The organism is Shinella sp. BE166, assembly GCF_051201095.1.
GTDB classification, from domain to species: Bacteria; Pseudomonadota; Alphaproteobacteria; order Rhizobiales; family Rhizobiaceae; genus Shinella; species Shinella lacus.
This window is the reverse complement of record NZ_JBPEHL010000006.1, coordinates 290585-313113: the sequence shown is the minus strand read 5'-3', so window position 1 is coordinate 313113 and position 22529 is coordinate 290585. Positions and strand designations below refer to the sequence as shown.

The 22529-nt window shown below is 63.7% G+C and carries 22 protein-coding genes; 5 read left to right on the top strand and 17 right to left on the bottom strand.

The features are described 5' to 3' along the window. Window positions 1–209: 209 nt before the first annotated feature. Window positions 210–1499 carry a citrate synthase gene (gene gltA / locus J2Y63_RS17865; protein WP_256115978.1) on the top strand — a complete coding sequence of 430 codons (1290 nt, stop codon included), beginning with the start codon at window positions 210–212 and terminating at the stop codon, window positions 1497–1499. 31 nt (window positions 1500–1530) lie between these two features. Here the strand turns inward: gltA and lpxB are convergent, their stop codons facing one another. The 14 genes from lpxB to J2Y63_RS17795 all read right to left on the bottom strand — a co-directional run bounded on the left by lpxB (window position 1531) and on the right by J2Y63_RS17795 (window position 15818). Continuing rightward, complete coding sequence (gene lpxB / locus J2Y63_RS17860; protein WP_435267172.1) at window positions 1531–2703, bottom strand: lipid-A-disaccharide synthase; 1173 nt, start codon at window positions 2701–2703, stop codon at window positions 1531–1533. Then, window positions 2700–3578 carry an LpxI family protein gene (locus J2Y63_RS17855; protein WP_435267171.1) on the bottom strand — a complete coding sequence of 293 codons (879 nt, stop codon included), beginning with the start codon at window positions 3576–3578 and terminating at the stop codon, window positions 2700–2702. Before J2Y63_RS17855 ends, lpxB begins: the two co-directional genes overlap by 4 nt. Before the next feature lie 5 nt (window positions 3579–3583). Then, a complete protein-coding gene (gene lpxA, locus J2Y63_RS17850) occupies window positions 3584–4399 on the bottom strand; it encodes an acyl-ACP--UDP-N-acetylglucosamine O-acyltransferase (protein WP_435267211.1) in 816 nt (271 codons plus the stop codon). Continuing rightward, the gene (gene fabZ, locus J2Y63_RS17845; protein ID WP_256115982.1) at window positions 4396–4863 is read right to left on the bottom strand and encodes a 3-hydroxyacyl-ACP dehydratase FabZ; all 468 of its coding nucleotides are present in this window, start codon (window positions 4861–4863) and stop codon (window positions 4396–4398) included. Before fabZ ends, lpxA begins: the two co-directional genes overlap by 4 nt. Then, on the bottom strand, window positions 4856–5920 hold the full coding sequence (gene lpxD, locus J2Y63_RS17840) for a UDP-3-O-(3-hydroxymyristoyl)glucosamine N-acyltransferase (RefSeq protein ID WP_435267170.1): 1065 nt from the start codon (window positions 5918–5920) through the stop codon (window positions 4856–4858). Before lpxD ends, fabZ begins: the two co-directional genes overlap by 8 nt. Window positions 5921–5969: 49 nt before the next feature. Continuing rightward, entirely contained in the window at window positions 5970–8300 is a 2331-nt protein-coding gene (gene bamA, locus J2Y63_RS17835; protein ID WP_435267169.1) for an outer membrane protein assembly factor BamA, read from the bottom strand. A 263-nt stretch (window positions 8301–8563) separates the two neighbouring features. Next, window positions 8564–9697: an RIP metalloprotease RseP gene (gene rseP, locus J2Y63_RS17830; protein ID WP_435267168.1), complete on the bottom strand. Its 1134-nt coding sequence runs from the start codon at window positions 9695–9697 to the stop codon at window positions 8564–8566. 23 nt (window positions 9698–9720) lie between these two features. After that, entirely contained in the window at window positions 9721–10554 is an 834-nt protein-coding gene (locus tag J2Y63_RS17825) for a phosphatidate cytidylyltransferase (protein ID WP_256115986.1), read from the bottom strand. After that, complete coding sequence (locus J2Y63_RS17820) at window positions 10554–11300, bottom strand: isoprenyl transferase (RefSeq protein ID WP_256115987.1); 747 nt, start codon at window positions 11298–11300, stop codon at window positions 10554–10556. The genes J2Y63_RS17825 and J2Y63_RS17820 overlap by 1 nt, the downstream gene beginning before the upstream one ends. 39 nt (window positions 11301–11339) lie before the next feature. Continuing rightward, window positions 11340–11900 (bottom strand): ribosome recycling factor, encoded by a 561-nt coding sequence (gene frr, locus J2Y63_RS17815; RefSeq protein ID WP_256115988.1) that lies wholly within the window; start codon window positions 11898–11900, stop codon window positions 11340–11342. A gap of 60 nt (window positions 11901–11960) precedes the next feature. Continuing rightward, a complete protein-coding gene (pyrH, locus tag J2Y63_RS17810) occupies window positions 11961–12683 on the bottom strand; it encodes a UMP kinase (RefSeq protein WP_256115989.1) in 723 nt (240 codons plus the stop codon). Window positions 12684–12870: 187 nt separating this feature from the next. Further along, window positions 12871–13797 carry a translation elongation factor Ts gene (tsf, locus tag J2Y63_RS17805; RefSeq protein WP_256115990.1) on the bottom strand — a complete coding sequence of 309 codons (927 nt, stop codon included), beginning with the start codon at window positions 13795–13797 and terminating at the stop codon, window positions 12871–12873. A 244-nt stretch (window positions 13798–14041) separates the two neighbouring features. Beyond that, a complete protein-coding gene (gene rpsB / locus J2Y63_RS17800; RefSeq protein WP_256115991.1) occupies window positions 14042–14803 on the bottom strand; it encodes a 30S ribosomal protein S2 in 762 nt (253 codons plus the stop codon). 187 nt (window positions 14804–14990) lie between these two features. Beyond that, on the bottom strand, window positions 14991–15818 hold the full coding sequence (locus J2Y63_RS17795; RefSeq protein ID WP_256115992.1) for a cell envelope integrity EipB family protein: 828 nt from the start codon (window positions 15816–15818) through the stop codon (window positions 14991–14993). 135 nt (window positions 15819–15953) lie between these two features. Between J2Y63_RS17795 and J2Y63_RS17790 the strand changes: the two genes are divergently transcribed. From J2Y63_RS17790 to J2Y63_RS17775, 4 genes are all read left to right on the top strand, one after another. After that, window positions 15954–16418: a RidA family protein gene (locus J2Y63_RS17790; RefSeq protein WP_435267167.1), complete on the top strand. Its 465-nt coding sequence runs from the start codon at window positions 15954–15956 to the stop codon at window positions 16416–16418. Continuing rightward, window positions 16418–17143 (top strand): glycerophosphodiester phosphodiesterase, encoded by a 726-nt coding sequence (locus J2Y63_RS17785; protein ID WP_435267166.1) that lies wholly within the window; start codon window positions 16418–16420, stop codon window positions 17141–17143. The genes J2Y63_RS17790 and J2Y63_RS17785 overlap by 1 nt, the downstream gene beginning before the upstream one ends. A 1-nt stretch (window position 17144) precedes the next feature. Then, a complete protein-coding gene (locus J2Y63_RS17780) occupies window positions 17145–18332 on the top strand; it encodes a GNAT family N-acetyltransferase (RefSeq protein ID WP_435267165.1) in 1188 nt (395 codons plus the stop codon). Window positions 18333–18427: 95 nt separating this feature from the next. Beyond that, complete coding sequence (locus J2Y63_RS17775) at window positions 18428–18856, top strand: HIT family protein (protein WP_435267164.1); 429 nt, start codon at window positions 18428–18430, stop codon at window positions 18854–18856. On the opposite strand, the gene J2Y63_RS17770 is transcribed toward J2Y63_RS17775, so the two are convergent. The 3 genes from J2Y63_RS17770 to clpA all read right to left on the bottom strand — a co-directional run bounded on the left by J2Y63_RS17770 (window position 18857) and on the right by clpA (window position 22525). Then, window positions 18857–19201: an AzlD domain-containing protein gene (locus J2Y63_RS17770; RefSeq protein WP_256115998.1), complete on the bottom strand. Its 345-nt coding sequence runs from the start codon at window positions 19199–19201 to the stop codon at window positions 18857–18859. After that, complete coding sequence (locus tag J2Y63_RS17765; RefSeq protein WP_435267163.1) at window positions 19198–19938, bottom strand: AzlC family ABC transporter permease; 741 nt, start codon at window positions 19936–19938, stop codon at window positions 19198–19200. The genes J2Y63_RS17770 and J2Y63_RS17765 overlap by 4 nt, the downstream gene beginning before the upstream one ends. A gap of 70 nt (window positions 19939–20008) precedes the next feature. Beyond that, window positions 20009–22525 carry an ATP-dependent Clp protease ATP-binding subunit ClpA gene (clpA, locus tag J2Y63_RS17760; RefSeq protein WP_435267162.1) on the bottom strand — a complete coding sequence of 839 codons (2517 nt, stop codon included), beginning with the start codon at window positions 22523–22525 and terminating at the stop codon, window positions 20009–20011. Between the last annotated feature and the right edge of the window lie 4 nt (window positions 22526–22529).

Sequence of the window (22529 nt, the reverse complement as noted above, 5' to 3'; positions counted from 1 at the left end):
TGCGCCCTCCGCAACGCGAAAACCACCCTCAGAAGTTGCTTGCAACTTGCCGGAAAGGGTAGATATTGCGTTGCCGGAAAGCCCGTTATCGCAATGCACAATTTGCCTTTGGTATCGCTTGGCAGCGCATCGTAAATGGGCTAGCAAAACGAGCATGTTCATGGTGCGGCACGAAACTGTGCCACCATTTGAAACAACGGAGGATCGTTATGACAGGAACAATCGCGGATGTATCGTTCGGTGGCAAGTCGGTCGAGCTGCCGACGCGATCCGGCACGATCGGTCCCGATGTGATCGACATCGGCACGCTGTACAAGAATACCGGCGCCTTCACCTACGATCCCGGCTTCACCTCCACCGCCTCGTGCGAATCGAAGATCACCTATATCGACGGCGACGAAGGCGTGCTCCTGCACCGCGGCTACCCGATCGAGCAGCTTGCCGAACACGGCGACTTCCTCGAAGTGTGCTACCTTCTGTTGTACGGCGAACTGCCGACCAAGACCCAGAAGGACGACTTCGACTACCGCGTCACGCACCACACCATGGTGCACGAGCAGATGAGCCGCTTCTTCACCGGCTTCCGCCGCGATGCGCATCCGATGGCCGTCATGTGCGGCTGTGTCGGCGCGCTGTCGGCCTTCTACCACGACTCGACCGACATCACCGATCCGCACCAGCGCATGGTCGCCTCGCTGCGCATGATCGCCAAGATGCCGACGATCGCCGCCATGGCCTACAAGTACCATATCGGCCAGCCCTTCGTTTACCCGAAGAACGACCTCGACTACGCCTCGAACTTCCTGCGCATGTGTTTTGCCGTGCCCTGCGAGGACTATGTGGTGAACCCGGTTCTGGCGCGCGCCATGGACCGCATCTTCATCCTGCATGCCGACCATGAGCAGAACGCCTCGACCTCGACCGTTCGCCTCGCCGGCTCTTCGGGCGCCAACCCGTTCGCCTGCATCGCGGCCGGCATCGCCTGCCTCTGGGGCCCGGCGCATGGCGGCGCCAATGAAGCGGCGCTCAACATGCTGGCGGAAATCGGCTCGGTCGAGCGCATTCCGGAATATGTCGCCAAGGCCAAGGACAAGAACGACCCGTTCCGCCTGATGGGCTTCGGCCACCGCGTCTACAAGAACTACGACCCGCGCGCCCGCATCATGCAGAAGACGACGCACGAGGTTCTCGGCGAGCTCGGCATCAAGGACGATCCGATGCTGGAAGTCGCGATGGAGCTCGAGCGCATCGCGCTGACCGACGAGTATTTCATCGAGAAGAAGCTCTACCCGAACATCGACTTCTACTCCGGCATCACGCTGAAGGCGCTGGGCTTCCCCACCACCATGTTCACCGTGCTCTTCGCGCTCGCCCGCACGGTCGGCTGGATCGCCCAGTGGAACGAGATGATCGAAGACCCGGAACAGCGCATCGGCCGCCCGCGCCAGCTCTATATCGGCGAACCGAAGCGCGATTACTTGCCGGTTTCCAAGCGCTGATTTTTCGGCAGAACCACAGGAAAAAGCCCGGTCATTTTCGACCGGGCTTTTTTGTTGCGAGGAGATCGAGGATGACGGCCGCGCCGGTCTCGCCGGGCGGGCGCTCGGTCTGCATGCGCTCGTAGACGAGGTCATATCCCTCCAGCATGGCGCGGCGCTCGATCGTGTCGGCGGAAAGCCGCTCGAACCAGCGCGCGAGAGCACCGGGGCGTACCATGTCATTAAGATATTCCGGCACAACGGCATAGTCGGCGATGATGTTGGGGATCGCCGCGGTCCAGACCCGGATCCGCCCGAGATAGAGGTTCGCCAGCCAGTCGAGCCGGTAGGTGGAGATGACCGGGACGCGGGCGAGCGCAAGCTCCAGGATGACCGTGCCGGACGCCGCGATCGCGGCATCGGCGTCGGCAAAGGCCTGCCATTTTTCGACGGTGGAGAGGGTGACCCGCGGCTTCACCGGCCAGTCGGCCGTCAGCTTGCGCACAAGCGCCTCCTGCCGCGGCAGGGTCGGCAGCAGGAAACGCGTGCCGGGCGTGCGGGCGGTCAGCTCCCGGGCAGCCTCGCCGAAGGCCGGCAGCAGGCGGCTGATCTCGGTGCTGCGCGAGCCGGGAAGCAGCAGGCAGATGGGTTCGCTGCACGCCGGCCGGGCGAGCCTTGCGGCGCGCACGCGCTGGATGTCGGGATCGCCGATCAGCCGATGGCCGACATAGGTGGTCGCGGGGCCGCCGAGGCGCGCCATCACGGCGGGCTCGAAGGGCAGCAACGCGAGCACATGGTCGACATAGGCGCGCATGCGCGGCGCGCGCTCTTCCTTCCAGGCCCACACACTCGGGCAGACATAGTTGACGACCGGCAGGTCCGGCAGCGCCTTGCGCACGCGGCGCGCGACACGGTGGGTAAAATCCGGGCTGTCGATGATGACGAGCACGTCCGGGCGCGCAGCGATGATGGCTTCCGCAGTCTGGCGGATGCGGCGCAGCAGAGACGGCAGGCGCTTCAGCACCTGCGAAATGCCCATGATGGAGAGTTCGGAGAAATCGAACAGCGATTGGAGCCCCTGCCCCTGCAACGCCTCGCCGCCGACGCCGATGAGGTCGATTTCGCCGGCATGGGCTTTGCGCAAGGCCGCGATGAGGTCACCACCAAGGAGGTCTCCGGACACTTCGCCGGCGATGATGCCGATTTTCAAGGGGTTTTCCGTCATCGCCGCGCCTCCGTCCGTTCCGGCACGATGCCTATGACGAAGAGGCCGTGCGCATCCGCCTCGGCCACCAGTGCCGCGCGCTCCAGCACCAGCGAGCGCCCGGCCTCCACCGCAATGCCGGCAAGCCCGGCGGCATGGGCGCGGCGCAGGGTTTCCACGCCGATCGACGGCAGGTCGGCGCGCAGGTCCTGTTCCGGCTTGCAGAGCTTTACCAGCACGCCTTTGCGACGCGTGGAGATGCGGCCGGCGGCACGAAGACCCGCCACGCGCTCCAGCATCGCATCCGTGCCCTCCGCGCCCTCCAGCGCCACCACGCGGCCACCGAGCGCAACGGCGCCCTGCCCCACATCGAGCCGGCCGAGCGCGAGTGCGGCGGCAGCGGCGGCGGCAATGTCGGCCCTGGCAGCCTCGTCCGGCGCGACGGCGCCGAGCGGGCCTTCGCTGCCGAGGAGATCCGGTACGATATCCTGCGCGCCGACGACGCGTACACCTTCGGCCTCGATCAGGCGGATGACCATTTTCAGCACCGTGTCGTCGCCGCCCTTCAGCAGCGTGCGCACCACGGACGGGAGGGCCGTCAACGCCTTCAGCGGCGCACGGATGTCGCGCCATTCCGGACGGCGGCGCACGGAACCGGACAGCACGGCGCGGCCGATACCCTCAGCGCGGAAGGCCGCGCCGATGCCGGCATAGTTGCCAATCGAGATCACCTGATGGTCGAAGTCGGACCAGTCCTGCACGGACTCGTCGGTGAGGGCCAGAATGTAGGGATTTTCACCGCGCGCTCGCGCCGCGTCCGCGACGTAGCGCGGCAGCAGGCCGCCACCGGCGATGATGGCCAGCCGGTCGCGCGCGAGGGGCCGGCCGGCCGCCATGCCGCTCAGCCCTTGCCGCGGTTCGGCGAGGAGAGCGCGCGGTCGCTGTCGGCAGCGATGAAATCGAGGATATGCATGACCGGCAAGCAATCGGCATATTCGTCGCGGATCGCGGCGGCGTTGACGCGGATGGAACCCTCGCCGTCGAAGATCTGCTTGAAGGCGCGGCGGACCTGGTGGATCGTCGCCTTCTCCATGCCGGCGCGGCTCATGCCGACGACGTTGAGGCCGCCGAGCACGCCGGGATTGCCGTTCAGCATGCCGTAGGGAATGACGTCGTAGGAGACCGCCGAAAGGCCGCCGATGAAGGCCTGGCGGCCGATGCGAGTGAACTGGTGCACGGCCGAGCCGCCGCCGAGGATCACACGATCCTCGACCGTCACATGGCCGGCGAGCATGACATTGTTCGACAGGATGATGTGGTTGCCGAGCTGGCAATCATGCGCGACGTGCGAATTGGCGAGGAACAGGTTGTTGTCGCCGACGACCGTCCTGCCGCCGCCCTCGGTGGTGCCGGCATTCATCGTCACGCCCTCGCGGATGACGCAGTTCTCTCCCACGGTCAGCGTCGTCTCGGCGCCGTCGTGGTGTATGCTCTGCGGATCGCCGCCGACGACGGCATTGGCGAAGATGCGGGTGCCGCGGCCGATATCCGTGCGGCCGGTGACGACCACATGCGTCAGAAGCTCCACGTCATCGCCGAGAACGACCTTGGCCCCGACATGGCAGAAGGGGCCGACGACGACGTTCTCACCGACGACCGCCCCGTCCTCGATGACGGAGAGCGGATGGATCTTCGCGCTGGCGGCAATCATTTTCAGGCGTCTTCCTTCTTCACGATCATCGCGCCGATATCAGCTTCGGCGACAAGTTGCCCATCAACTTTTGCATCGCAATGAAACTTCCAGATATTGCCGCGCTGCTTCTGCTTCACGACATGGAACTCGACGCGGTCGCCGGGCACGACGGGCTTGCGGAAGCGGGCATTGTCGATGGTCATGAAGTAGACGAGGTTGGAGCCGGAGCGCGATTTGCGCGCGCAGATGGCGCCCGCGGTCTGCGCCATGCCTTCGATCAGCAGCACGCCGGGCATGATCGGATGATCAGGGAAGTGGCCCATGAAATGGGGCTCGTTCACCGTCACGTTCTTGATGCCGATCGCCCGTTCGTCACCGTCGATCTCGATGATTTTGTCGACGAGGAGGAAGGGGTAGCGGTGAGGAAGTAGCGTCAGGATTTCACGCAGGTCAGCCACGCCAAGCGTTGCCTTGGTCTCTTCACTCATCATTGCCCCCCTTCTTCTGGACTCGAGTGCTGGAACGCATGGCGATCTCCGCCATGTCGCGTAGGAAGTCGCGCATCGGCCGAGCCGGAACGCCACCATATTTCTCGCCTGCCGGGATATCGGCAACGACGCCGCTCATCGCGGCGATCTGTGCGCCGTCACCGATGGTAATATGGCCATTGATGCCGGCCGCCCCCCCGATCATCACGCCATCGCCGATGCGTGCGCTGCCGGCAATGCCGACGCCGCTGACGATGCCGCAATGGCGGCCGATGCGCACGTTGTGGCCGACCTGGACCTGGTTGTCGATCTTGGTCCCCTCGCCGATCACCGTGTCGTCCATCGTGCCGCGGTCGATCGTGGTGTTCGCGCCGATCTCCACATTGTCCTGGATGATGACGCGGCCGATCTGCACGATCTTGATCATGCCGGGCTTCAGGCCCGGCGCATAGCCGAAACCATCCTGGCCGACGCGCACGCCGGGATGCAGGATGACATTGTTGCCGACCAGCGCGCATTGCACCGTGGTGCCGGCGGCAATCGAGCAATTGCGCCCGATGCGCACGCCCGCGCCGATGATCGCGCCGGGGCCGATATGCGTACCCTCGCCGATCTCCGCGCCCTTGCCGATCACCGCCATCGGTTCGATGGAGACGCCGGGCTCGATGCGCGCTTCCGGATCGACATAGGCGCCGGGCGCAATGCCCACCGTGGATGTCATCGGCTCCGGCCGCATGGCAGAGCCGTGCAGCAACTCACCGGCGAGCGCGAAAGCGGTGTGCGGGCGCGTGGAAAGCAGGACGGCGACATGCGACGGGACGAGCGCTGCAAGCGATCGATCGCAGAGGATGGCCGAGGCCGCACAGGTCGCGAGCTCGCCGCGAAATTTACGGGAGAGGATGTAACAGAGGTCGCCCTCTTTCGCCCGGTTGACGGGCGAAACGCTGCGCACGACACGGTCGGCATGCGCAGCATCGGCAAGTTCCGCCCCAAGCGTCGCCGCAAGATCACCCAGACGAATGCCGTCATGGGGCGGAAAAAACCAGTTATGCTCCATCGGCATGACTCCAGAACGTCCGTTTTCTCGCAGTTCTGGACTGCCTATATCAGAACTGCGTCGCGATGCCGAACTTGAAGCGCTGCACTTCGTCGAAGTTTTCCTTCTTGACCGGAACCGCATAGTCGAGACGCAGCGGACCGAACGGCGAAGCCCAGATCACGCTGGCGCCGACCGAGGCGCGGATGCTCATGCTTTCGCCACGCACCCGGTCAGCTGCGACCGTCTTGACGTCGTTGCCGTAAAGCGTGCCGGCATCGGCAAAGAAGGCGCCGCGCAGGCCCGAATCCCGCGAGATGAACGGCAGCGGGAAGGACGCTTCGGCAGAGGCCGTGAAGTAGGTCTTGCCACCGAGTGCGTCGTCCGTCGACGTCGCGCGCGGGCCGATGCCGCCCGATTCGAAGCCGCGGATGTCGCTGGCCGAAAGCGTGAACTGGTCGAACACCTTCGTGTCGCCGCGACCCCACATGTGGCCACCACTGACCGAGAGCGAGCCGATGACATCGGCATCTTCGAGCAGCATGTGGAAGTAACGTGCCTTGCCCGAAATCTTGTAGTAGTCCGAATCGCCGCCGAGGCCGGCAAATTCCTGGGTGATCTGGGCAAACATACCTTCACGCGGCAGCGTGCGGTCATCGATCGTGTCATAGGTCACGCTGTGCGAAACCGAGGAGCGAACCCAAGGACCTTCGGTGACCACGTAACGGTAAGGCGACGACAGTTCGTCGAGATCGCCGGAATTGTAGTCGAGCTTCGTGTAGCTGTAGCGCAGCGACGTCGACAGGTCTTCCGTGATCGGCGCCGTCACGCGCAGCGTGAAGCCTTCCGTGTTGACGCTGTAATAATCTTCGCTCTCGTCTTCGTTCTTGAAGACATCGAAGCCGGCAGCCAGGCGGTAGCCGAGGAAATAGGGCTCCGTGAACGACAGGCTGTAATCGCGCGAGTTCTCGCCGCCACCGGCAGCCACGCGGATATACTGGCCGCGACCGAGGAAGTTCTTTTCTTCGACCGACGCTTCAAGCTTGATGCCGCCGTTCTTGCCCGTTTCGTAACCGGCGCCGATACCGAACGAACCGGTCGACTGGTCCTGAACATCGACCACCAGGACAACGCGGTCGGACTGGCTGCCCGGCGCGGTCGTGATGTTGACCGTGGAGAAGTAACCGAGGGCCTCAAGGCGGCGCTTTGCGCGCGTGATGACTTCCTGGTTGAAGGCATCGCCTTCACCGATGTCGAACTCGCGGCGGATGACGTAGTCACGCGTGCGGGTGTTGCCGCGGATTTCGATGCGCTCGACATAGGCGCGCTCGCCCTGGTCGACGAGGTAATCGACGGCAATCGTGCCGTTGCCGAGGTCGCGGTTGCCGCGCGGCGTCACGCGGGCAAACGGATAGCCGTTGGCCGCAACGCGCTTGGAGATTTCCGACATCGTGTCCTGCACGTCGCGGGCACGATACGTGCTGCCCGGGCGCGATTCGACGAGGCCCTGAAGCTCCGCGCCATCGATGCCTTCGACCGTCGATTCGACGTTCACCTGACCGAAGTCGTAGCGCTGGCCTTCTTCGACCGTGAAGGTCACGACATATTCGTTGGAGGACTCGTCAAGCACGGCTTCCGACGAAATCACGCGGAAGTCGGCATAGCCGTTGTTGAAGTAGAACTGGCGCAGCGACTCCTCGTCAGCGCGCAACTTGTCTTCGCTATAAACGTCCTTGCGGGTCAGGAAGGACAGGAAGTTCGACTTCTTGGTGACGATAACGGCGCGCAGACGGCTGTTGCTGTAGGCTTCGTTACCGACGAAATTGATCTGAGAGATCTTCGTACGGTCACCTTCGTCGACGATATAGGCGAGGTTCACGCGGCCATTGCCGAGCGGATAGACCTGCGTCGTGACGGTTGCGTCACTGCGGCCGATCGCGGCATAGGCGTCGCGGATCGCCTGCTTGTCGGCTTCGACGGCGGTCTCGCTGTACGGACCGAGCGACTGCGAGCGAAGAACGCCCTGCAGCTTGTCGTCCTTGATCTTGCGGTTGCCGTTGATGACGACCTGATTGATGAGCTGGTTTTCATCGACCACGACGACGAGCGTGCTGCCGGAAACCGAGATCTTCACATCGGAGAAGTAGCCGGTGGCAAACAGGCGGCGCACGGAGGCGTCGATATCGGCGTTGGAAAAGGCCTTGCCGGGCACAATGGTGACATTGGCCTTGACCGTATCGGCGCTGACACGGTCAGCGCCATTCACCTGGATGCTGCGGATGACGGCGGCCTCGGCGGCCGTGGCGGAGACAAGCGTGGCAAAAGAGCCGCCCGTGACAACCATCGTGGCCGACAATGCAACGGCCGACACGGCGTTCAAAAATTTTGAACCAGCTTTCATCTTCACTACTTACCTTCGTTTCAACGTCCCGGCAGGCGCGTACGCCCGATTCCGGTCACGTTTGCCGTTTTAACCGCTTTTGCCATCTAAGCAAGGTCACGCGTTAATTTCTGTTTACTTCAATTCCAACCGTGGCCCGAAGGTCACTACATCCGTTTCATTACGGTAAACAGAGCGTTAGCACGACTGCGTCGGCGAGAGCGGCACCCCTTTTGATTCCCTGCCGGCAACGCCGGCATTCACTGCCGGTAGCCCGGCAAACCTCAGCCAAGAAGCATGGATATGTCGTTCCAGGTCGCAAAGACCATCAGCATGAGCACCAGCGCCATGCCGATGCGAAATGCGATCTCCTGCGCCCCGGGCCCGACAGGCCTGCCCCGGATAGCCTCCACCGCATAGAACATCAGATGGCCGCCATCAAGTACCGGAACCGGCATCAGGTTCAAAAGTCCAATGGAAACAGAGAGAACGGCAGCCAGCTGCAGCAGAGCGGCAACACCCAGCGTCGCCATCTGGCCGGAAGCCTGCGCCACGCGGATGGGTCCACCGAGCTGATCGGCCTTCATGCGGCCCGTGACGAGGTTCGCGAGATAGTCGAACGTGCCCGTCACGATATGCCAGCTTTGCAGCACGCCCTGTCCCACGGCCTCGACCGGGCCATATTCCACGACGCGGAAATTGCCGGTTTCCTGGTTGGTGACGATGCCGATCAGGCCGAGTTCGATCTTGTTGCCGAACTGGTCGGTGATCTCGGTGCGCTTGGGCACCATCGGAAGGACGAGATCCTGGCCGTCGCGGCGCACCGTCACGTTGATCGTCAGTTCCGGGCGCACGCTGACATAGCGGCGCACGTCGTCGAAGGTGGTGACCGGATTGCCGTCAAGCGCCACGAGCAGGTCGCCGGGGAGCACGCCCGCCTCTGAGGCGGCGCTGTCCGGGCGAACTTCGGCGACGATGGGATCGGCGATCTGGCGGCCGTAGATGGTGAACATCACCGCGAAGATGGCGATGGCGAGCACGAAATTGGCGATCGGGCCGGCAGCGACCGTCACCGCCCTTTTCCACAGGGCAGCACCGAGGAACGTGCGCTTGCGCACCGCCTCCGGTAGTGCTGCGACCGCGTCATAATCCGGAATGGAGGCAGGATCCTCGTCGCCGAGGAACTTGACATAGCCGCCGAGCGGGATGGCGGAGAGCTTCCAGCGCGTACCGTGGCGGTCGTTGAACCCGAAAAGTTCCGGGCCGAAGCCGACGGAAAAGGCGGTGATGCCGATGCCGGACCAGCGGCCCGCCAGGTAGTGGCCCATCTCGTGCACGAAGACGATGAGCGTCAGCACGACCAGGAAGGGAATGATATAGCCCGTCACGAACCCAACGGAGCCAGCCAGCATTTCCATGAGCAATCCCCAATGTGTCGCGATTACGGGCCGAAAAGGAACACGCCGGCCGGCGTGTTCGCGGTGCCCGACACGATCGCATCGCCAAGTGCAATGAGGAACGCGGCGAAGCAGGCAAAAACAAGGCCGTCAACCCGGTCCATGACGCCGCCATGTCCCGGAATGAGACGGCTTGAGTCCTTCACGCCGAAACGGCGCTTGATGAAGGACTCGAAAAGATCACCAACCTGGCTGAAAACCGAAAGCACCAGCGCCATGACGGGCACCCACAGGCCGTTCAGCGAAAAGAAGGCCATGTGCACCAGCGTGCCGGCGATGACGGCGGAAATCGCCCCGCCGATCGCCCCCGACCAGGTCTTTCCCGGTGAGATCGGCGGCGCGAGTTTTGGCCCGCCGATGGCGCGTCCCACGAAATAGGCGAGAATATCCGTCGCCCAGACGACGGCGAAGATGAACAGCATGGCGGCAAAGCCATGCGCCGTATCGCCGCGGATGGCGGCGAGCGAAATCGCCGTCAGGCCGGCATAGACGATGCCGCCTGCAAGCCAGCCGCTGCCCTGGAGGGCGAAGGCATAGACGATGCCGATCAGCGTCGCGCCGATCAGCGCGGGCATGGCGAATTCGTCGATGCCGAAGACCACCAGAAGCGCGATCACGCCGACCGACAGCCAGCCGAACGCATTGGCGCGGAAATCCGTTTCCGGCAGGCGCGTGATCGTCGACCATTCATAATAGATGAGGAGCGCTATGGCCGAGGCGAGCACGCGAAAGGCGAAACCGCCGAGCCAGGTCGCGACGAGCACGACGATAGCCAGCACGATGCCGGAGAGGATGCGCAGACGCAGTTCACTCTGCATCAGGAGCCCACCGCAAGCGTCTTTGCGGCCTGCAAGCCGCCGAACCGGCGCTCGCGCATGGAATAGCGCGACAGCGCGGCAAGGAAGGTCTCGCGCGAAAAGTCGGGCCAGAAATCGGGAACGAACATCAGTTCGGCATAGGCCGCCTGCCAGAGCAGGAAATTCGACAGCCGCTCTTCGCCGCTGGTGCGGATGATGAGGTCGGGATCGGGAATGCCGGCGGTATCGAGCGATGCGCCGATGCGCTCCGAGGTAATCTCGGCCGGATCGAGACGCCCGGCGGCGACCTCGGCGGCAAGCGTGCGCACCGCCCGGGCGATCTCGTCGCGCGAACCGTAATTGAAGGCGATGACCAGCGTGATGCCGCTGTTCGCCCGCGTCGTGTCCTCCGCTTCCAGAAGCAGCGGCAGGATGTCGCTCGACAGGTTCGACTTGTCGCCGATGACACGGATGCGCACGTTCTCCCGGTGCAGCACCGCAAGGTCGCGCCGGATGAAGGTCTTCAGGAGGCCCATGAGATCGGTGATCTCGCTCTCGGGCCGGCTCCAGTTTTCCGAGGAGAAGGCGAAGAGCGTGAGGTAGCGCACGCCGCTTTCGGCGGCCGTGCGCACAGCCTCACGCACGGATTCGACACCCTTGCGGTGTCCCATGGCACGCGGCAGGCCGCGCGCACTCGCCCAGCGTCCGTTGCCATCCATGATGATGGCGACGTGTGCCGGTACGGTGCTGGGCGAGAGTTGGTTCATGAGCGATCCGGAATGGAGAAAAGATGCGAGGCGGGCGCCTCAAACCTGCATGATTTCCTTTTCCTTCTCGGCAAGCAAGCGATCGACGTCCAAAATCGTCTCGTCGGTCATCTTCTGCACCCTTTCGGATTGGCTGCGGCTCAGATCCTGGCCGATATCGCCATCCTTTTCGGCTTTCTTGAGGTCGTCCATGCCGTCGCGGCGCACGTGGCGGATCGCCACCTTGGCCTTTTCGGCATAGTCATGCGCGACCTTCACAAGCGACTTGCGGCGCTCTTCGTTGAGCTCCGGCAGCGGGATGCGCAGGTTCTGGCCATCGATGATCGGGTTCAGGCCGAGATTCGATTCGCGGATGCCGCGCTCGACGGCGCCGACCATGCTCTTGTCCCACACGGAGACCGACAGCATGCGGGGTTCCGGAACAGAAATATTGGCGACCTGGTTCAGCGGCACGCGCGAGCCGTAGGCTTCGACCTGCACCGGATCGAGCACGTTGGCCGAGGCGCGGCCGGTGCGCAGCGACGCAATGTCGTTCTTGTAAGCGGAAATCGCGCCATCCATGCGGCGTTTCAGTTCCTTCAGGTCAATACCTTCACTCATCGGAATACTCCCATTTTCACGGAACGGCTGCACGCATCGGGCGTGCTCGCCTCTTGAGAATCAGTTGTCGGTTACGATGGTACCGCGTCCGCCACCCGTCAATATTTCGGCGAAACCGCCCTTTTCATGGATGGAGAACACGATGATCGGGATGTGGTTTTCCCGCGCCAGCGCCACGGCGGCGACGTCCATGACGGCAAGGCCCCGCTCCAGCACTTCGCTGTGCGTCAGGCGGTCGAAGCGGGTGGCATGCGGGTCCTTCTTCGGATCCGCGGAATAGATGCCGTCGACCTGCGTGCCCTTGAAGATCGCCTCGGCGCCCATTTCGGCGGCGCGAAGCGCTGCGGCAGAATCGGTCGTGAAGAACGGGTTGCCGGTCCCGCCCGCGAAGATCACCACGCGGCCGAGCGACAGGTGATAGAGCGTCGCGCGCTGCGAAAAGCTCTCGCAGATTTCCGGCATGGCGATTGCCGAGAGAACCACGGTGTCGATATCGAGCTTGCGCAGCGAGGTCGCGAGCGCCAGCGCGTTGATGACGGTTGCCAGCATGCCCATATGATCGCCGGTCACCCGGTCGCCGCCCTTGGAGGCCACCGCCACCCCGCGGAAGATATTGCCGCCGCCGACGACGACACCCACTTCCACGCCGAGCGCGCGGGCTTCGGCGATGTCGGAGGCGATGCGATCGGCGACCGCGACATCGATGCCGAAGCCTTGCGAGCCCATCAGCGCCTCGCCGGAGGCTTTCAGCAGAACACGTTTATAGATTGGGTTGGCCGTCATGGTCGCTCCTGAACTCGTGAACCTGCTCACCCGATCGGGCAGCCGGCCAGAACCGGGAGCGGTTCGGCACAGGGCAACCCTCGCCGCAGAAGAAAATTCGGGGCAGGCATTTCGGCAAGCCGGATACACGAAGGGCGCCGCGTTGTCACGCGGCGCCCTGTTCTTTTCCCAATCGGTATTAAGAAAATCAGCCCTTGGCCACAGCCGCGACTTCCGCAGCGAAGTCCGTCTCTTCCTTCTCGACGCCTTCGCCGAGCAGGAGACGGGCCATGCCGACGACTTCGATCGGCGCGCCGACGGTCTTTTCAGCTTCCTTGACGGCAGCGCCGACGGTGATGTCGGGGTTCATGACGAAGGCCTGCGACAGCAGGGCGACTTCTTCGAAGAACTTGCGCATGCGGCCTTCAACCATCTTCTCGATGATGTTGTCCGGCTTGCCGGAAGCGCGCGACTGCTCGATGAAGACGTTGCGTTCGCGTTCGGCAACAGCGGCATCGACTTCTTCGGCGCGGATGGCGAGCGGAGCCGTTGCAGCAACGTGCATGGCGACTTGGCGGCCGATGGCGTTGAGGGCTTCCTTGTCGCCGGTCGACTTCAGCGCCACGAGAACGCCGAGCTTGCCGAGACGGTCGGCAGCAGCGTTGTGGATGTAGGTCGCAACAACGCCGTCTTCGACCGACAGCAGGACCGAGCGGCGCAGGTTCATGTTCTCGCCGATGGTGGCGATGGCGTCCTTGATCGTGTCGGTGACCGACTTGCCGGTTGCCGGGTAGGTGGCGGCGCCAACGGCTTCAACGGTGCCGTCAGTGGTCAGCGCCACGTCGGCAACGCCGCGCACGATCGTCTGGAAGGCATCGTTGCGGGCAACGAAGTCGGTTTCCGAGTTGACTTCAACGACGACGGCCTTGGTGCCGGAGGTGGCGACGCCGATGAGGCCTTCAGCGGCGGTGCGGCCCGACTTCTTGTCGGCCTTGGCGATGCCCTTGGCGCGCAGCCAGTCGATCGCTGCTTCGATGTCGCCGTCGTTTTCAGCCAGCGCCTTCTTGCAGTCCATCATGCCTGCGCCGGACTTTTCGCGCAGTTCCTTCACCAGTGCAGCGGTGATTTCAGCCATTGTGAGCCTCTTGTCGGTTCTTGTTGCGTGCCGCCGAGAAACCCCGGCGAACTCAAGGTTTTGGGAACGAATGTACCCGGAAATATGACAGGGTGATGAAGATCACCTCCGACCTGCCGCCTTAACCACGACCCCGGGGATCGTCGGCAGACAGGGTCTTCAAACAAGCCGAGGCCAGGGATCGTCTCTCTGGCCTCGGTTATCTCAGATAAGCGGGAGCGAATGTTTCGCTCCGACCTTGGCCTTACGCTTCGGCTTCGAGTTCCGGCTCGACCGGAGCCTCGGCAGAGGCGCCAAGGTCACGGCCCGATGCACCCTGCTGGCGCGCGATGCCGTCGATGGCGGCGCGGGCGATCAGGTCGCAGTAAAGGGCAATAGCGCGCGAGGCGTCGTCGTTGCCGGGGATCGGGAAGTCGATCGGGTCCGGATCGCAGTTGGAGTCGATAACGGCGACGACCGGGATGCCGAGACGCTTGGCTTCCTGGATCGCGATCGATTCCTTGTTGGTGTCGATGATGAACATCAGGTCCGGCGTGCCGCCCATGTCGCGGATACCGCCGAGGGCCTTTTCAAGCTTCTCGCGTTCGCGCTCGAGGGTCAGGCGCTCCTTCTTGGAATAGCCGGAGCCTTCCGAGTTCAGGATCTCGTCGAGCTTGCGCAGGCGCTGGATCGAGTTGGAGATCGTCTTCCAGTTCGTCAGCATGCCGCCGAGCCAGCGGGCGTTGACGTAATACTGGGCCGAACGCTTGGCAGCATCGGCGATAATGTCGGACGCCTGGCGCTTGGTGCCGACGAACAGAACGCGGCCGCCGCCGGCAACCGTGTCGGACACGACCTGAAGGGCGCGCGACAGGAGCGGAACGGTCTGTGCCAGGTCGATGATGTGAACGTTGTTACGATCGCCGAAGATATACGGCTTCATCTTCGGGTTCCAGCGGTGGGTCTGGTGGCCGAAGTGAATACCAGCTTCGAGAAGCTGGCGCATAGAGAAATCGGGCAATGCCATGCCTTGTTATCCTTTTCCGGTTGAACCTCCGCAAGGCGAACAGCATCCCCTTGGGGAATGCCACCGGGCGGAACGGTCCGGATTTCTCCCGGACGATCCCATGCCTTACGTGTGGAATGGCTGCCCCATACCCTCAGTTTCCGGGCAAATCAAGGGCAGCGGGTTAAAAAATGCGTCGCGGGCGTTCTTACTTGCACTCCTGCTGCTTGAACATCTCAAGCTTGGCGAGCTTTCCGGTCAGCGAGAACTCGCCATAATCCATGGTGAGGTCGCGGGTGATGCCGTTCTCGTAGAGCTTGAAGGACATGCGGTAGACCGGCAGCGCGTCGCCCTCGCTGGTATCGTTGTAATAGGCGATCGACACCGGCCAGAACGCATCCTTGGAAAAATCGCCGGCCTTGGCGGCGTCGAGGTCGCCGGCCTTCGGCGTTTCCTTCTTGCCGACCACGGCGGTGGTCAGCAACGTCTTGTCGCCCGCATCGGAGCCGTCATAAATGCGCGATTCGAAGAAGCGGTCGCCCTTCTTGGCGTGATCGATGACTTCCAGCATGTGTTCGGTCGGAAAGCGGCTGGCGGCAAGCTCCACCTGGCGGTTGTCGGGCGCCGTCAGGTCAACGCTGACGCCCTGCTTCTCCTCGCGGGCGGAGCCGCGCACTTCCTTGTCCAGCTTTTCGTCGGTGAAGGAGCGCGTCAGGAAGCGGAAGCTGCCGTTCTTCAGGTCCTCGTAGGTGGTCGTCTGCTGGTCGGTGAGGCGCGTCTCCTCACCGGTATTGACCTGCGTGACGAAACGGAAGCTCACCGTGTAGCCGTCGCAGGGGCTGCCGTTGAACTCGTAGACCATGCGGCCATACATGCCGGCGATGCCCGAGCGCTCGGTCGCATCCTTGAGCTGGAGGTCATAGACGGCACGGTGCGGCGCAAGCCCGGTCGCCGGCGTGGCAAAGGCGCTCGAGACGCCGCTGCCGGCGAAGCATGCCCCGGCCATGGCGGCCGCGACAAAGGCTGAACGAAACATCCGTTTCCTCCTGTTGAAGTCGGTCGCGATGTTATAAGAACTCTTCCGGCAAAAGCGAGGCAATATCCGCGCGCTGCCCTATTCATTTCGATATCGCGACGGCAGGCCCGAACGCGAGCAACGACGGAGACCGCAATGTCCGCTGAAATCGAGAATCGCGTCAAGGAACTGGGCTACGAAATCCCCGTGGCGGCGGCCCCCGCGGCTAATTACGTGCCCTTCGTCATCAGCGGCAACGTCCTCCACATTTCCGGCCAGCTGCCGATGCTCGACGGCAAGCTCGCCGTCACCGGCCATCTCGGCAGGAACGTCGACGTCGCCGGCGGCCAGAAAGCGGCGGAATTGTGTGCGCTGGGCCTGCTTGCCCAGGCGAAGGCAGCCCTCGGCGACCTGTCGCGCATCAAGCGCATCATCAAGATCAACGGCTTCGTCGCCTCCGCCCCGGACTTCGTCGAGCAGCACCTCGTCATCAACGGCGCCTCCAACTTCCTCGTCGGCGCATTGGGTGACGCCGGCAAACATGCCCGTGCCGCCGTCGGCATGGCCGCGCTGCCGCTGAACGCCGCCGTCGAGATCGACGCCATCATGGAAATCGCCTGATGCATAAATTCAACTGGCTGACCGAGAGGCCGATCGCCCATCGCGGCTATCACGACCTCAACCGGGCCGTCTGGGAAAACACGCTTTCCGCATTTTCGCGCGCGGCCGACGCCGGCTTCGCCATCGAATGCGACCTGCAATATACCGCCGATGCCATTCCCGTCGTCTTCCATGACGATGACCTGAAGCGCCTGTGCGGCATCGAGGGCGACGTGCGGGCGCGCACCGCCGGTGAACTCGGCCTGCTGCCGATCGGCGGCACGGCGGACCGCATCCCGACGCTCAACCAGTTGCTCCACCTCGTGAAGGGCCGCGTGCCGCTGGTGCTGGAACTCAAAGGCCGCAAGGGTGACGACGAAGGTTTCGCCGTGGCGGTGCTCGACGCGCTCGAAGACTATGAAGGTCCCGTCGCGCTGATGAGCTTCGACCACTGGCTTTTGAAGGACCTCAAGGCTCTCGGCACCACCCGTCCCGTCGGCCTGACGGCGGAAGGCGCGCGGCCGGAGAATTTTGCCGTGCACGAGGAGGCGATGCAGCTCGGTCTCGATTTCATCTCCTACCATTACGGCCACCTGCCGAACGCCTTTGTCAGCAAGGAGCGCGACCTCGGCAAGCAGATCATCACCTGGACCGTGCGCGACGACGAAGCGCGCACGATCACGGCGCTCAACGCGGACCAGATGACCTTCGAAGGTTTCGATCCGCGCGAGGCATTGACGGCCTGACATGGTCGAGCCCGTGCGCATCCGCGTCGAAACGAGCTTCGCCGATATTGCGGCGGACCAATGGGGGCGCCTTGCCGGCGCCTCCAGGGGCGACGCGCACATGCCCTACAACCCCTTCGTCAGCCACGCTTTTCTGTCGTCGCTCGAAGAGTCCGGCTGCGCCACCGCCGAGACCGGCTGGCTCGGCCAGCACCTTCTGCTGGAGGGCGACGACGGCGCCATCCTCGGCGCCCTGCCCGCCTATCTCAAGAGCCACAGCCAGGGCGAATATGTCTTCGACCACGGCTGGGCCGACGCTTTCGAGCGCGCCGGCGGGCGCTATTATCCGAAGCTGCAGGCCGCGATCCCCTTTACGCCCGCGACCGGCCCGCGGCTGCTGCACCGCCCCGACCAGCCGCTGATCGAGACGCAATCCGGGCTCGCCGAAGGCCTGAAGGAACTCGCCCGGCGTCACGGCGCCTCCTCCGCGCATGTCACCTTCGTGCCGGAACAGGAAATGCCGATCTTCGAGGCGGCGGGCTACCTGCACCGCACGGACCAGCAGTTCCACTTCCTCAATGCCGGTTACGGTTCGCACGACGATTTTCTGGAGACCCTCGCCTCACGCAAGCGCAAGGCGCTGAAGAAGGAGCGCCGGGCGGCGCTGGAGCATGGGATTTCGATCGACTGGCTGACGGGTGCAGCCCTGACGGAAGAGGTCTGGGACCAGTTCTTCACCTTCTATATGGACACCGGCAGCCGCAAATGGGGCCGGCCCTACCTCAACCGCGAATTCTACAGCCTGATCGGCGAGCGCATGGCCGACGACATCCTGCTCGTCATGGCGAAACGCAACGGCCGCTACGTTGCCGGCGCGATCAATTTCATCGGCGGCGACGCGCTCTATGGCCGGCACTGGGGCTGCATCGAGGACCATCCCTTCCTGCATTTCGAGGTCTGCTACCATCAGGCCATCGACTTCGCGATCGAGAAGCGGCTGGTACGCGTAGAGGCGGGCGCGCAGGGCGAACACAAGCTCGCGCGCGGCTACCTACCGGCCATCACCCATTCGGCCCATTTCATCACCCATCCAGGCCTGCGCCGCGCCGTCGCCGACTATCTGGAGCGCGAGCGCCGCGATGTGGAGACGATGGGCGAATATCTTGCCGAACACGGCCCCTTCCGCCGCGGCGAAAACGAAAGCGACTAGAGCAATTCCAGAAAAATGCGTGAAAACAAAAAGATAGAGCGTTTTCGCGATTCGAATAAAAGCGAAAATGCTCCAAGCATCATCGGGAGACGAGCATGAGCACCTACGACACCAACAACATCTTCGCCAAGATCCTGCGCGGCGAAATCCCCTCGCACCGCGTCTACGAGGATGAGCATACGGTCGCCTTCATGGATGTGATGCCGCAGGCGAACGGGCACACGCTCGTCATCCCCAAGGCGCCGTCGCGCAACATCCTCGATGCCGATCCTGAGACGCTTTCGCGGCTTTTCCCGGTCGTGCAGAAGGTTGCCGTCGCGGCCAAGGAGGCTTTCGAGGCCGACGGCGTGACGGTGATCCAGTTCAACGAGCCGGCCGCCGGCCAGACCGTCTACCACCTGCATGTGCATATCATCCCGCGCGTCGAGGGCGTGGCCCTGAAGCCGCATTCGGGCACGATGGAAGACCAGGCCGTGCTGGCGGCAAATGCCGAGAAGCTGCGCAAGGCGCTGGCGGAGGGCTGATCACACCCCGAGAATGGCAAGACCCGCGGCCAGGAAACCGATGGCCGCGGCGATGCCGGCGATCTGCCGGAAACGCCCGCCCACGAAGAAGCACAGGCCGCCGAACACCACCGACCCCAGCCGCAGCCAGAGCGGCGAGGCCTCCAGCGTGCCGGTCGGGAAGAAGATCAGCTTGGCGATGACCGCCGCGACGAGCGCGGTCGCGACCGCCTTCACCCAGTTCAGCACCTCCGATTTCTCGTCGATGCGATTGCCGGCGAGCACGCCCGCCCACCGCCAGAGATCGGTCGCGAGCCATCCGGCGACGGCGATGAAGATATAGGGCCAGAGGCCATCGAAGCTCATGACCGCGCCTCCCGCTGGCGCAGCATCCGCTCACCCCACCAGGCGAGCGTGCCGCCAATGACGCCGGCAAGCAGGATATCGTATTCCGGCGCGACGATGGCGAAGAACCAGCCGAGCGCCAGCCCGATGCCGAGCGCCCAGTAGATCACCCGGTGGCGCGCGGAAATCCAGATCGAGGTCAGGAAATAGACCGGCGTGAGGAAGAACAGGCAGCCCGAAACGATCGGCGGAAATTCCGAGACCGCGCCATAGACGAGCCCGACCAGCAGGATGTTGAGCAGCGTCAGCGTGATGCCGAAGCCGGCGAAGAACGCAACGCGGCCGTCGCGCGGCACGCCGTTCACCCGTTCGATGGCGAAAACCCAGGCGGTGATGGCGACGAAATGCGAGAGGAACAACAAAAGCCAGGTCGGCGTGCGGCTGGTCCGGATTTCCGGGATCAGCGCCGCCACCATCGGCATCATGCGCACGGAAGAGAGCGTCACGGCGATAAAGGCCGTCAGGATGTGCGCGCCCGACAGCATGGAGCCGACAAGGATGACCTTGGCCGGCAGCGCCCAGACCATGCCGGTCATGAACATCACCTGCTCGACCGGGATCTTCGCCTCCGCCGTAAACGCCGCGAAGCCGACGAAGGACAGCATGAGGATGATCGCCGGCAGGCTGAAGATGCCGCGCATGCCGAGCAGGAACCAGTGGGTCTGGGATTGAGGGTCTGGCGCAGTCTCGGCCGTCATTAACGTCTCGGGTCTTCAACAAAAGAAAGCCGGGCAGTGACCTGCCCGGCTCATGGGATTTGTAAAGCCGTTATTTCTTGCGCGGCACCTTCGGCACGGCGCTGGAGGCCTTGCGCGGCGGCTCGTCCTTCGGCTCCTCGGCCTTGGGCTCAGCCGCCTTCTTGGACGACTTGGCCTTGGCCGGCGCAGCCTCAGCGGCAACCGTTTCCTTCGCCTTGCGCGGCTTCGCCTTCTTGGCGGCCGCTTCCTCGATTTCGGCCTTCGGCTTGATCGGCGCGGTTTCCGGCACGGCATCGAGGATCAGGCCGTTCGAGCCATCTTCCTTGGTGCCGACGGAGACGCGCACGACGCCGCCCTTCTTGAGCTTGCCGAAGAGGATTTCGTCGGCGAGCTTCTTCTTGATGTTTTCCTGGATGACGCGCGCCAGCGGCCGCGCACCCATCTTCTCGTCGTAACCCTTCTCCGCCAGCCAGGCGATTGCTTCCTGCTTGAGGTCGAAGGTGACGTTGCGTTCGGCAAGCTGGGTTTCCAGCTGCATGACGAACTTCTGCACGACCTGATGGATGACCGGCGTCGGCAGCGAGCCGAACGGGATGATCGCATCGAGACGGTTGCGGAATTCCGGCGTGAACAGGCGGTTGATCGCCTCCATGTCCTCGCCTTCGCGCTTCGACGAGCCGAAGCCGATGGCGGCCTTGGCCATGTCGGATGCGCCCGCATTGGTCGTCATGATCAGGATGACGTTGCGGAAGTCGATCTTCTTGCCGTTATGGTCGGTCAGCGAGCCGTGATCCATGACCTGCAACAGGATGTTGTAGAGGTCCGGATGCGCCTTCTCGATTTCGTCGAGCAGCAGCACGCAATGCGGATGCTGGTCGACGCCATCGGTCAGCAGGCCGCCCTGGTCGAAGCCGACATAGCCGGGAGGTGCACCGAGCAGACGGGAAACCGTGTGCCGCTCCATATATTCCGACATGTCGAAGCGCAGCAGTTCCACGCCGAGCGAGCCGGCGAGCTGTTTTGCCACTTCCGTCTTGCCGACGCCGGTCGGGCCGGAGAACAGGTAGCAGCCGATCGGCTTGTTCGGTTCGCGCAAGCCAGCACGGGCAAGCTTGATCGCCGACGCAAGAGCCTCGATCGCCAGATCCTGACCGTAGACCACGGAACGCAGTTCCCGCTCCAGGTTGGCGAGCACCTGCTCGTCGTCCTTCGACACGGTCTTGGGCGGAATGCGGGCCATCGTCGCAACGGTCGCCTCGATTTCCTTTTCGGTGATCAGCTTGCGGCGCTTGCTAACGGGCAGCAGCATCTGGGCCGCACCGGTCTCGTCGATCACGTCGATCGCCTTGTCCGGCAGCTTGCGGTCGTTGATGTAGCGCGCCGAAAGCTCGACGGCCGATTTGATCGCCTCGTTGGAGTACCGGAGCTTGTGGTACTCCTCGAAATAGGGCTTGAGGCCCTTCATGATCTCGATCGTGTCATTGATGGTCGGCTCGTTGACGTCGATCTTCTGGAAGCGGCGCACGAGCGCCCGGTCCTTCTCGAAGAACTGGCGGTACTCCTTGTAGGTCGTCGAGCCGATGCAACGGATCGCGCCGGAGGAAAGCGCCGGCTTCAAGAGGTTCGATGCATCCATCGCGCCGCCGGAGGTGGCACCCGCGCCGATCACGGTATGGATCTCATCGATGAACAGCACGGCGCCCGGATAGTCTTCCAGTTCCTTGACGACCTGCTTCAGGCGCTCTTCGAAGTCGCCGCGATAGCGCGTGCCGGCAAGCAGCGTGCCCATGTCGAGCGAGAAGATCGTCGCGTCGGCGAGCGCTTCCGGCACCTTGCCTTCGACGATGCGCTTGGCGAGGCCTTCGGCGATGGCGGTCTTGCCCACGCCCGGATCGCCCACGTAAAGCGGGTTGTTCTTGGAGCGGCGGCAGAGCACCTGGATCGTGCGGTTGACCTCGGCGTGGCGGCCGATCAGCGGATCGATCTTGCCGTTCTTGGCCTTCTCGTTGAGGTTCACGCAGTAAGCGGTGAGCGCGTCCTGCTTCTTGGCAGCCTCTTCCTGTTCGCCTCCGCCATTGCCGCGCTGCTGCTTCGGCTCGCTCTCGGCATCATCCGAGCCGCGCACCGGGCGCTGCTCGGTGGAGCCGGGGCGCTTGCCGATGCCATGCGAGATGAAGTTGACGGCGTCGTACCGCGTCATCTCCTGCTCCTGCAGGAAATAGGCGGCATGGCTCTCGCGCTCGGCGAAGATCGCGACGAGCACGTTGGCGCCGGTCACTTCCTCGCGACCGGACGACTGGACATGGATCACCGCGCGCTGGATGACGCGCTGGAAGCCGGAGGTCGGCTTGGAATCTTCTTCGTAACCCGTCACCAGGTTGGCAAGGTCGTGGTCGACATAGTCGGTGACGGTCTTGCGCAGCACGTCGAGGTTGACATTGCAGGCACCCATCACGGCAGCCGCGTCGGCGTCGTCGATGAGGGCGAGCAGCAGGTGCTCGAGCGTCGCATATTCGTGATGGCGCTCGTTCGCGTAGGTCAGTGCCTGGTGGAGCGCCTTTTCAAGGCTTGCAGAAAATGTTGGCACGTTC

What these genes read in the sequence shown, in the direction of transcription:
- gltA (WP_256115978.1), top strand. Translation starts at nt 210, where the DNA reads ATGACAGGAACAATCGCGGATGTATCGTTCGGTGGCAAGTCGGTCGAG.
- lpxB (WP_435267172.1), bottom strand. Translation starts at nt 2,703, where the DNA reads ATGACGGAAAACCCCTTGAAAATCGGCATCATCGCCGGCGAAGTGTCC.
- J2Y63_RS17855 (WP_435267171.1), bottom strand. Translation starts at nt 3,578, where the DNA reads ATGGCGGCCGGCCGGCCCCTCGCGCGCGACCGGCTGGCCATCATCGCC.
- fabZ (WP_256115982.1), bottom strand. Translation starts at nt 4,863, where the DNA reads ATGAGTGAAGAGACCAAGGCAACGCTTGGCGTGGCTGACCTGCGTGAA.
- lpxD (WP_435267170.1), bottom strand. Translation starts at nt 5,920, where the DNA reads ATGGAGCATAACTGGTTTTTTCCGCCCCATGACGGCATTCGTCTGGGT.
- bamA (WP_435267169.1), bottom strand. Translation starts at nt 8,300, where the DNA reads ATGAAAGCTGGTTCAAAATTTTTGAACGCCGTGTCGGCCGTTGCATTG.
- rseP (WP_435267168.1), bottom strand. Translation starts at nt 9,697, where the DNA reads ATGGAAATGCTGGCTGGCTCCGTTGGGTTCGTGACGGGCTATATCATT.
- J2Y63_RS17825 (WP_256115986.1), bottom strand. Translation starts at nt 10,554, where the DNA reads ATGCAGAGTGAACTGCGTCTGCGCATCCTCTCCGGCATCGTGCTGGCT.
- J2Y63_RS17820 (WP_256115987.1), bottom strand. Translation starts at nt 11,300, where the DNA reads ATGAACCAACTCTCGCCCAGCACCGTACCGGCACACGTCGCCATCATC.
- frr (WP_256115988.1), bottom strand. Translation starts at nt 11,900, where the DNA reads ATGAGTGAAGGTATTGACCTGAAGGAACTGAAACGCCGCATGGATGGC.
- pyrH (WP_256115989.1), bottom strand. Translation starts at nt 12,683, where the DNA reads ATGACGGCCAACCCAATCTATAAACGTGTTCTGCTGAAAGCCTCCGGC.
- tsf (WP_256115990.1), bottom strand. Translation starts at nt 13,797, where the DNA reads ATGGCTGAAATCACCGCTGCACTGGTGAAGGAACTGCGCGAAAAGTCC.
- rpsB (WP_256115991.1), bottom strand. Translation starts at nt 14,803, where the DNA reads ATGGCATTGCCCGATTTCTCTATGCGCCAGCTTCTCGAAGCTGGTATT.
- J2Y63_RS17795 (WP_256115992.1), bottom strand. Translation starts at nt 15,818, where the DNA reads ATGTTTCGTTCAGCCTTTGTCGCGGCCGCCATGGCCGGGGCATGCTTC.
- J2Y63_RS17790 (WP_435267167.1), top strand. Translation starts at nt 15,954, where the DNA reads ATGTCCGCTGAAATCGAGAATCGCGTCAAGGAACTGGGCTACGAAATC.
- J2Y63_RS17785 (WP_435267166.1), top strand. Translation starts at nt 16,418, where the DNA reads ATGCATAAATTCAACTGGCTGACCGAGAGGCCGATCGCCCATCGCGGC.
- J2Y63_RS17780 (WP_435267165.1), top strand. Translation starts at nt 17,145, where the DNA reads ATGGTCGAGCCCGTGCGCATCCGCGTCGAAACGAGCTTCGCCGATATT.
- J2Y63_RS17775 (WP_435267164.1), top strand. Translation starts at nt 18,428, where the DNA reads ATGAGCACCTACGACACCAACAACATCTTCGCCAAGATCCTGCGCGGC.
- J2Y63_RS17770 (WP_256115998.1), bottom strand. Translation starts at nt 19,201, where the DNA reads ATGAGCTTCGATGGCCTCTGGCCCTATATCTTCATCGCCGTCGCCGGA.
- J2Y63_RS17765 (WP_435267163.1), bottom strand. Translation starts at nt 19,938, where the DNA reads ATGACGGCCGAGACTGCGCCAGACCCTCAATCCCAGACCCACTGGTTC.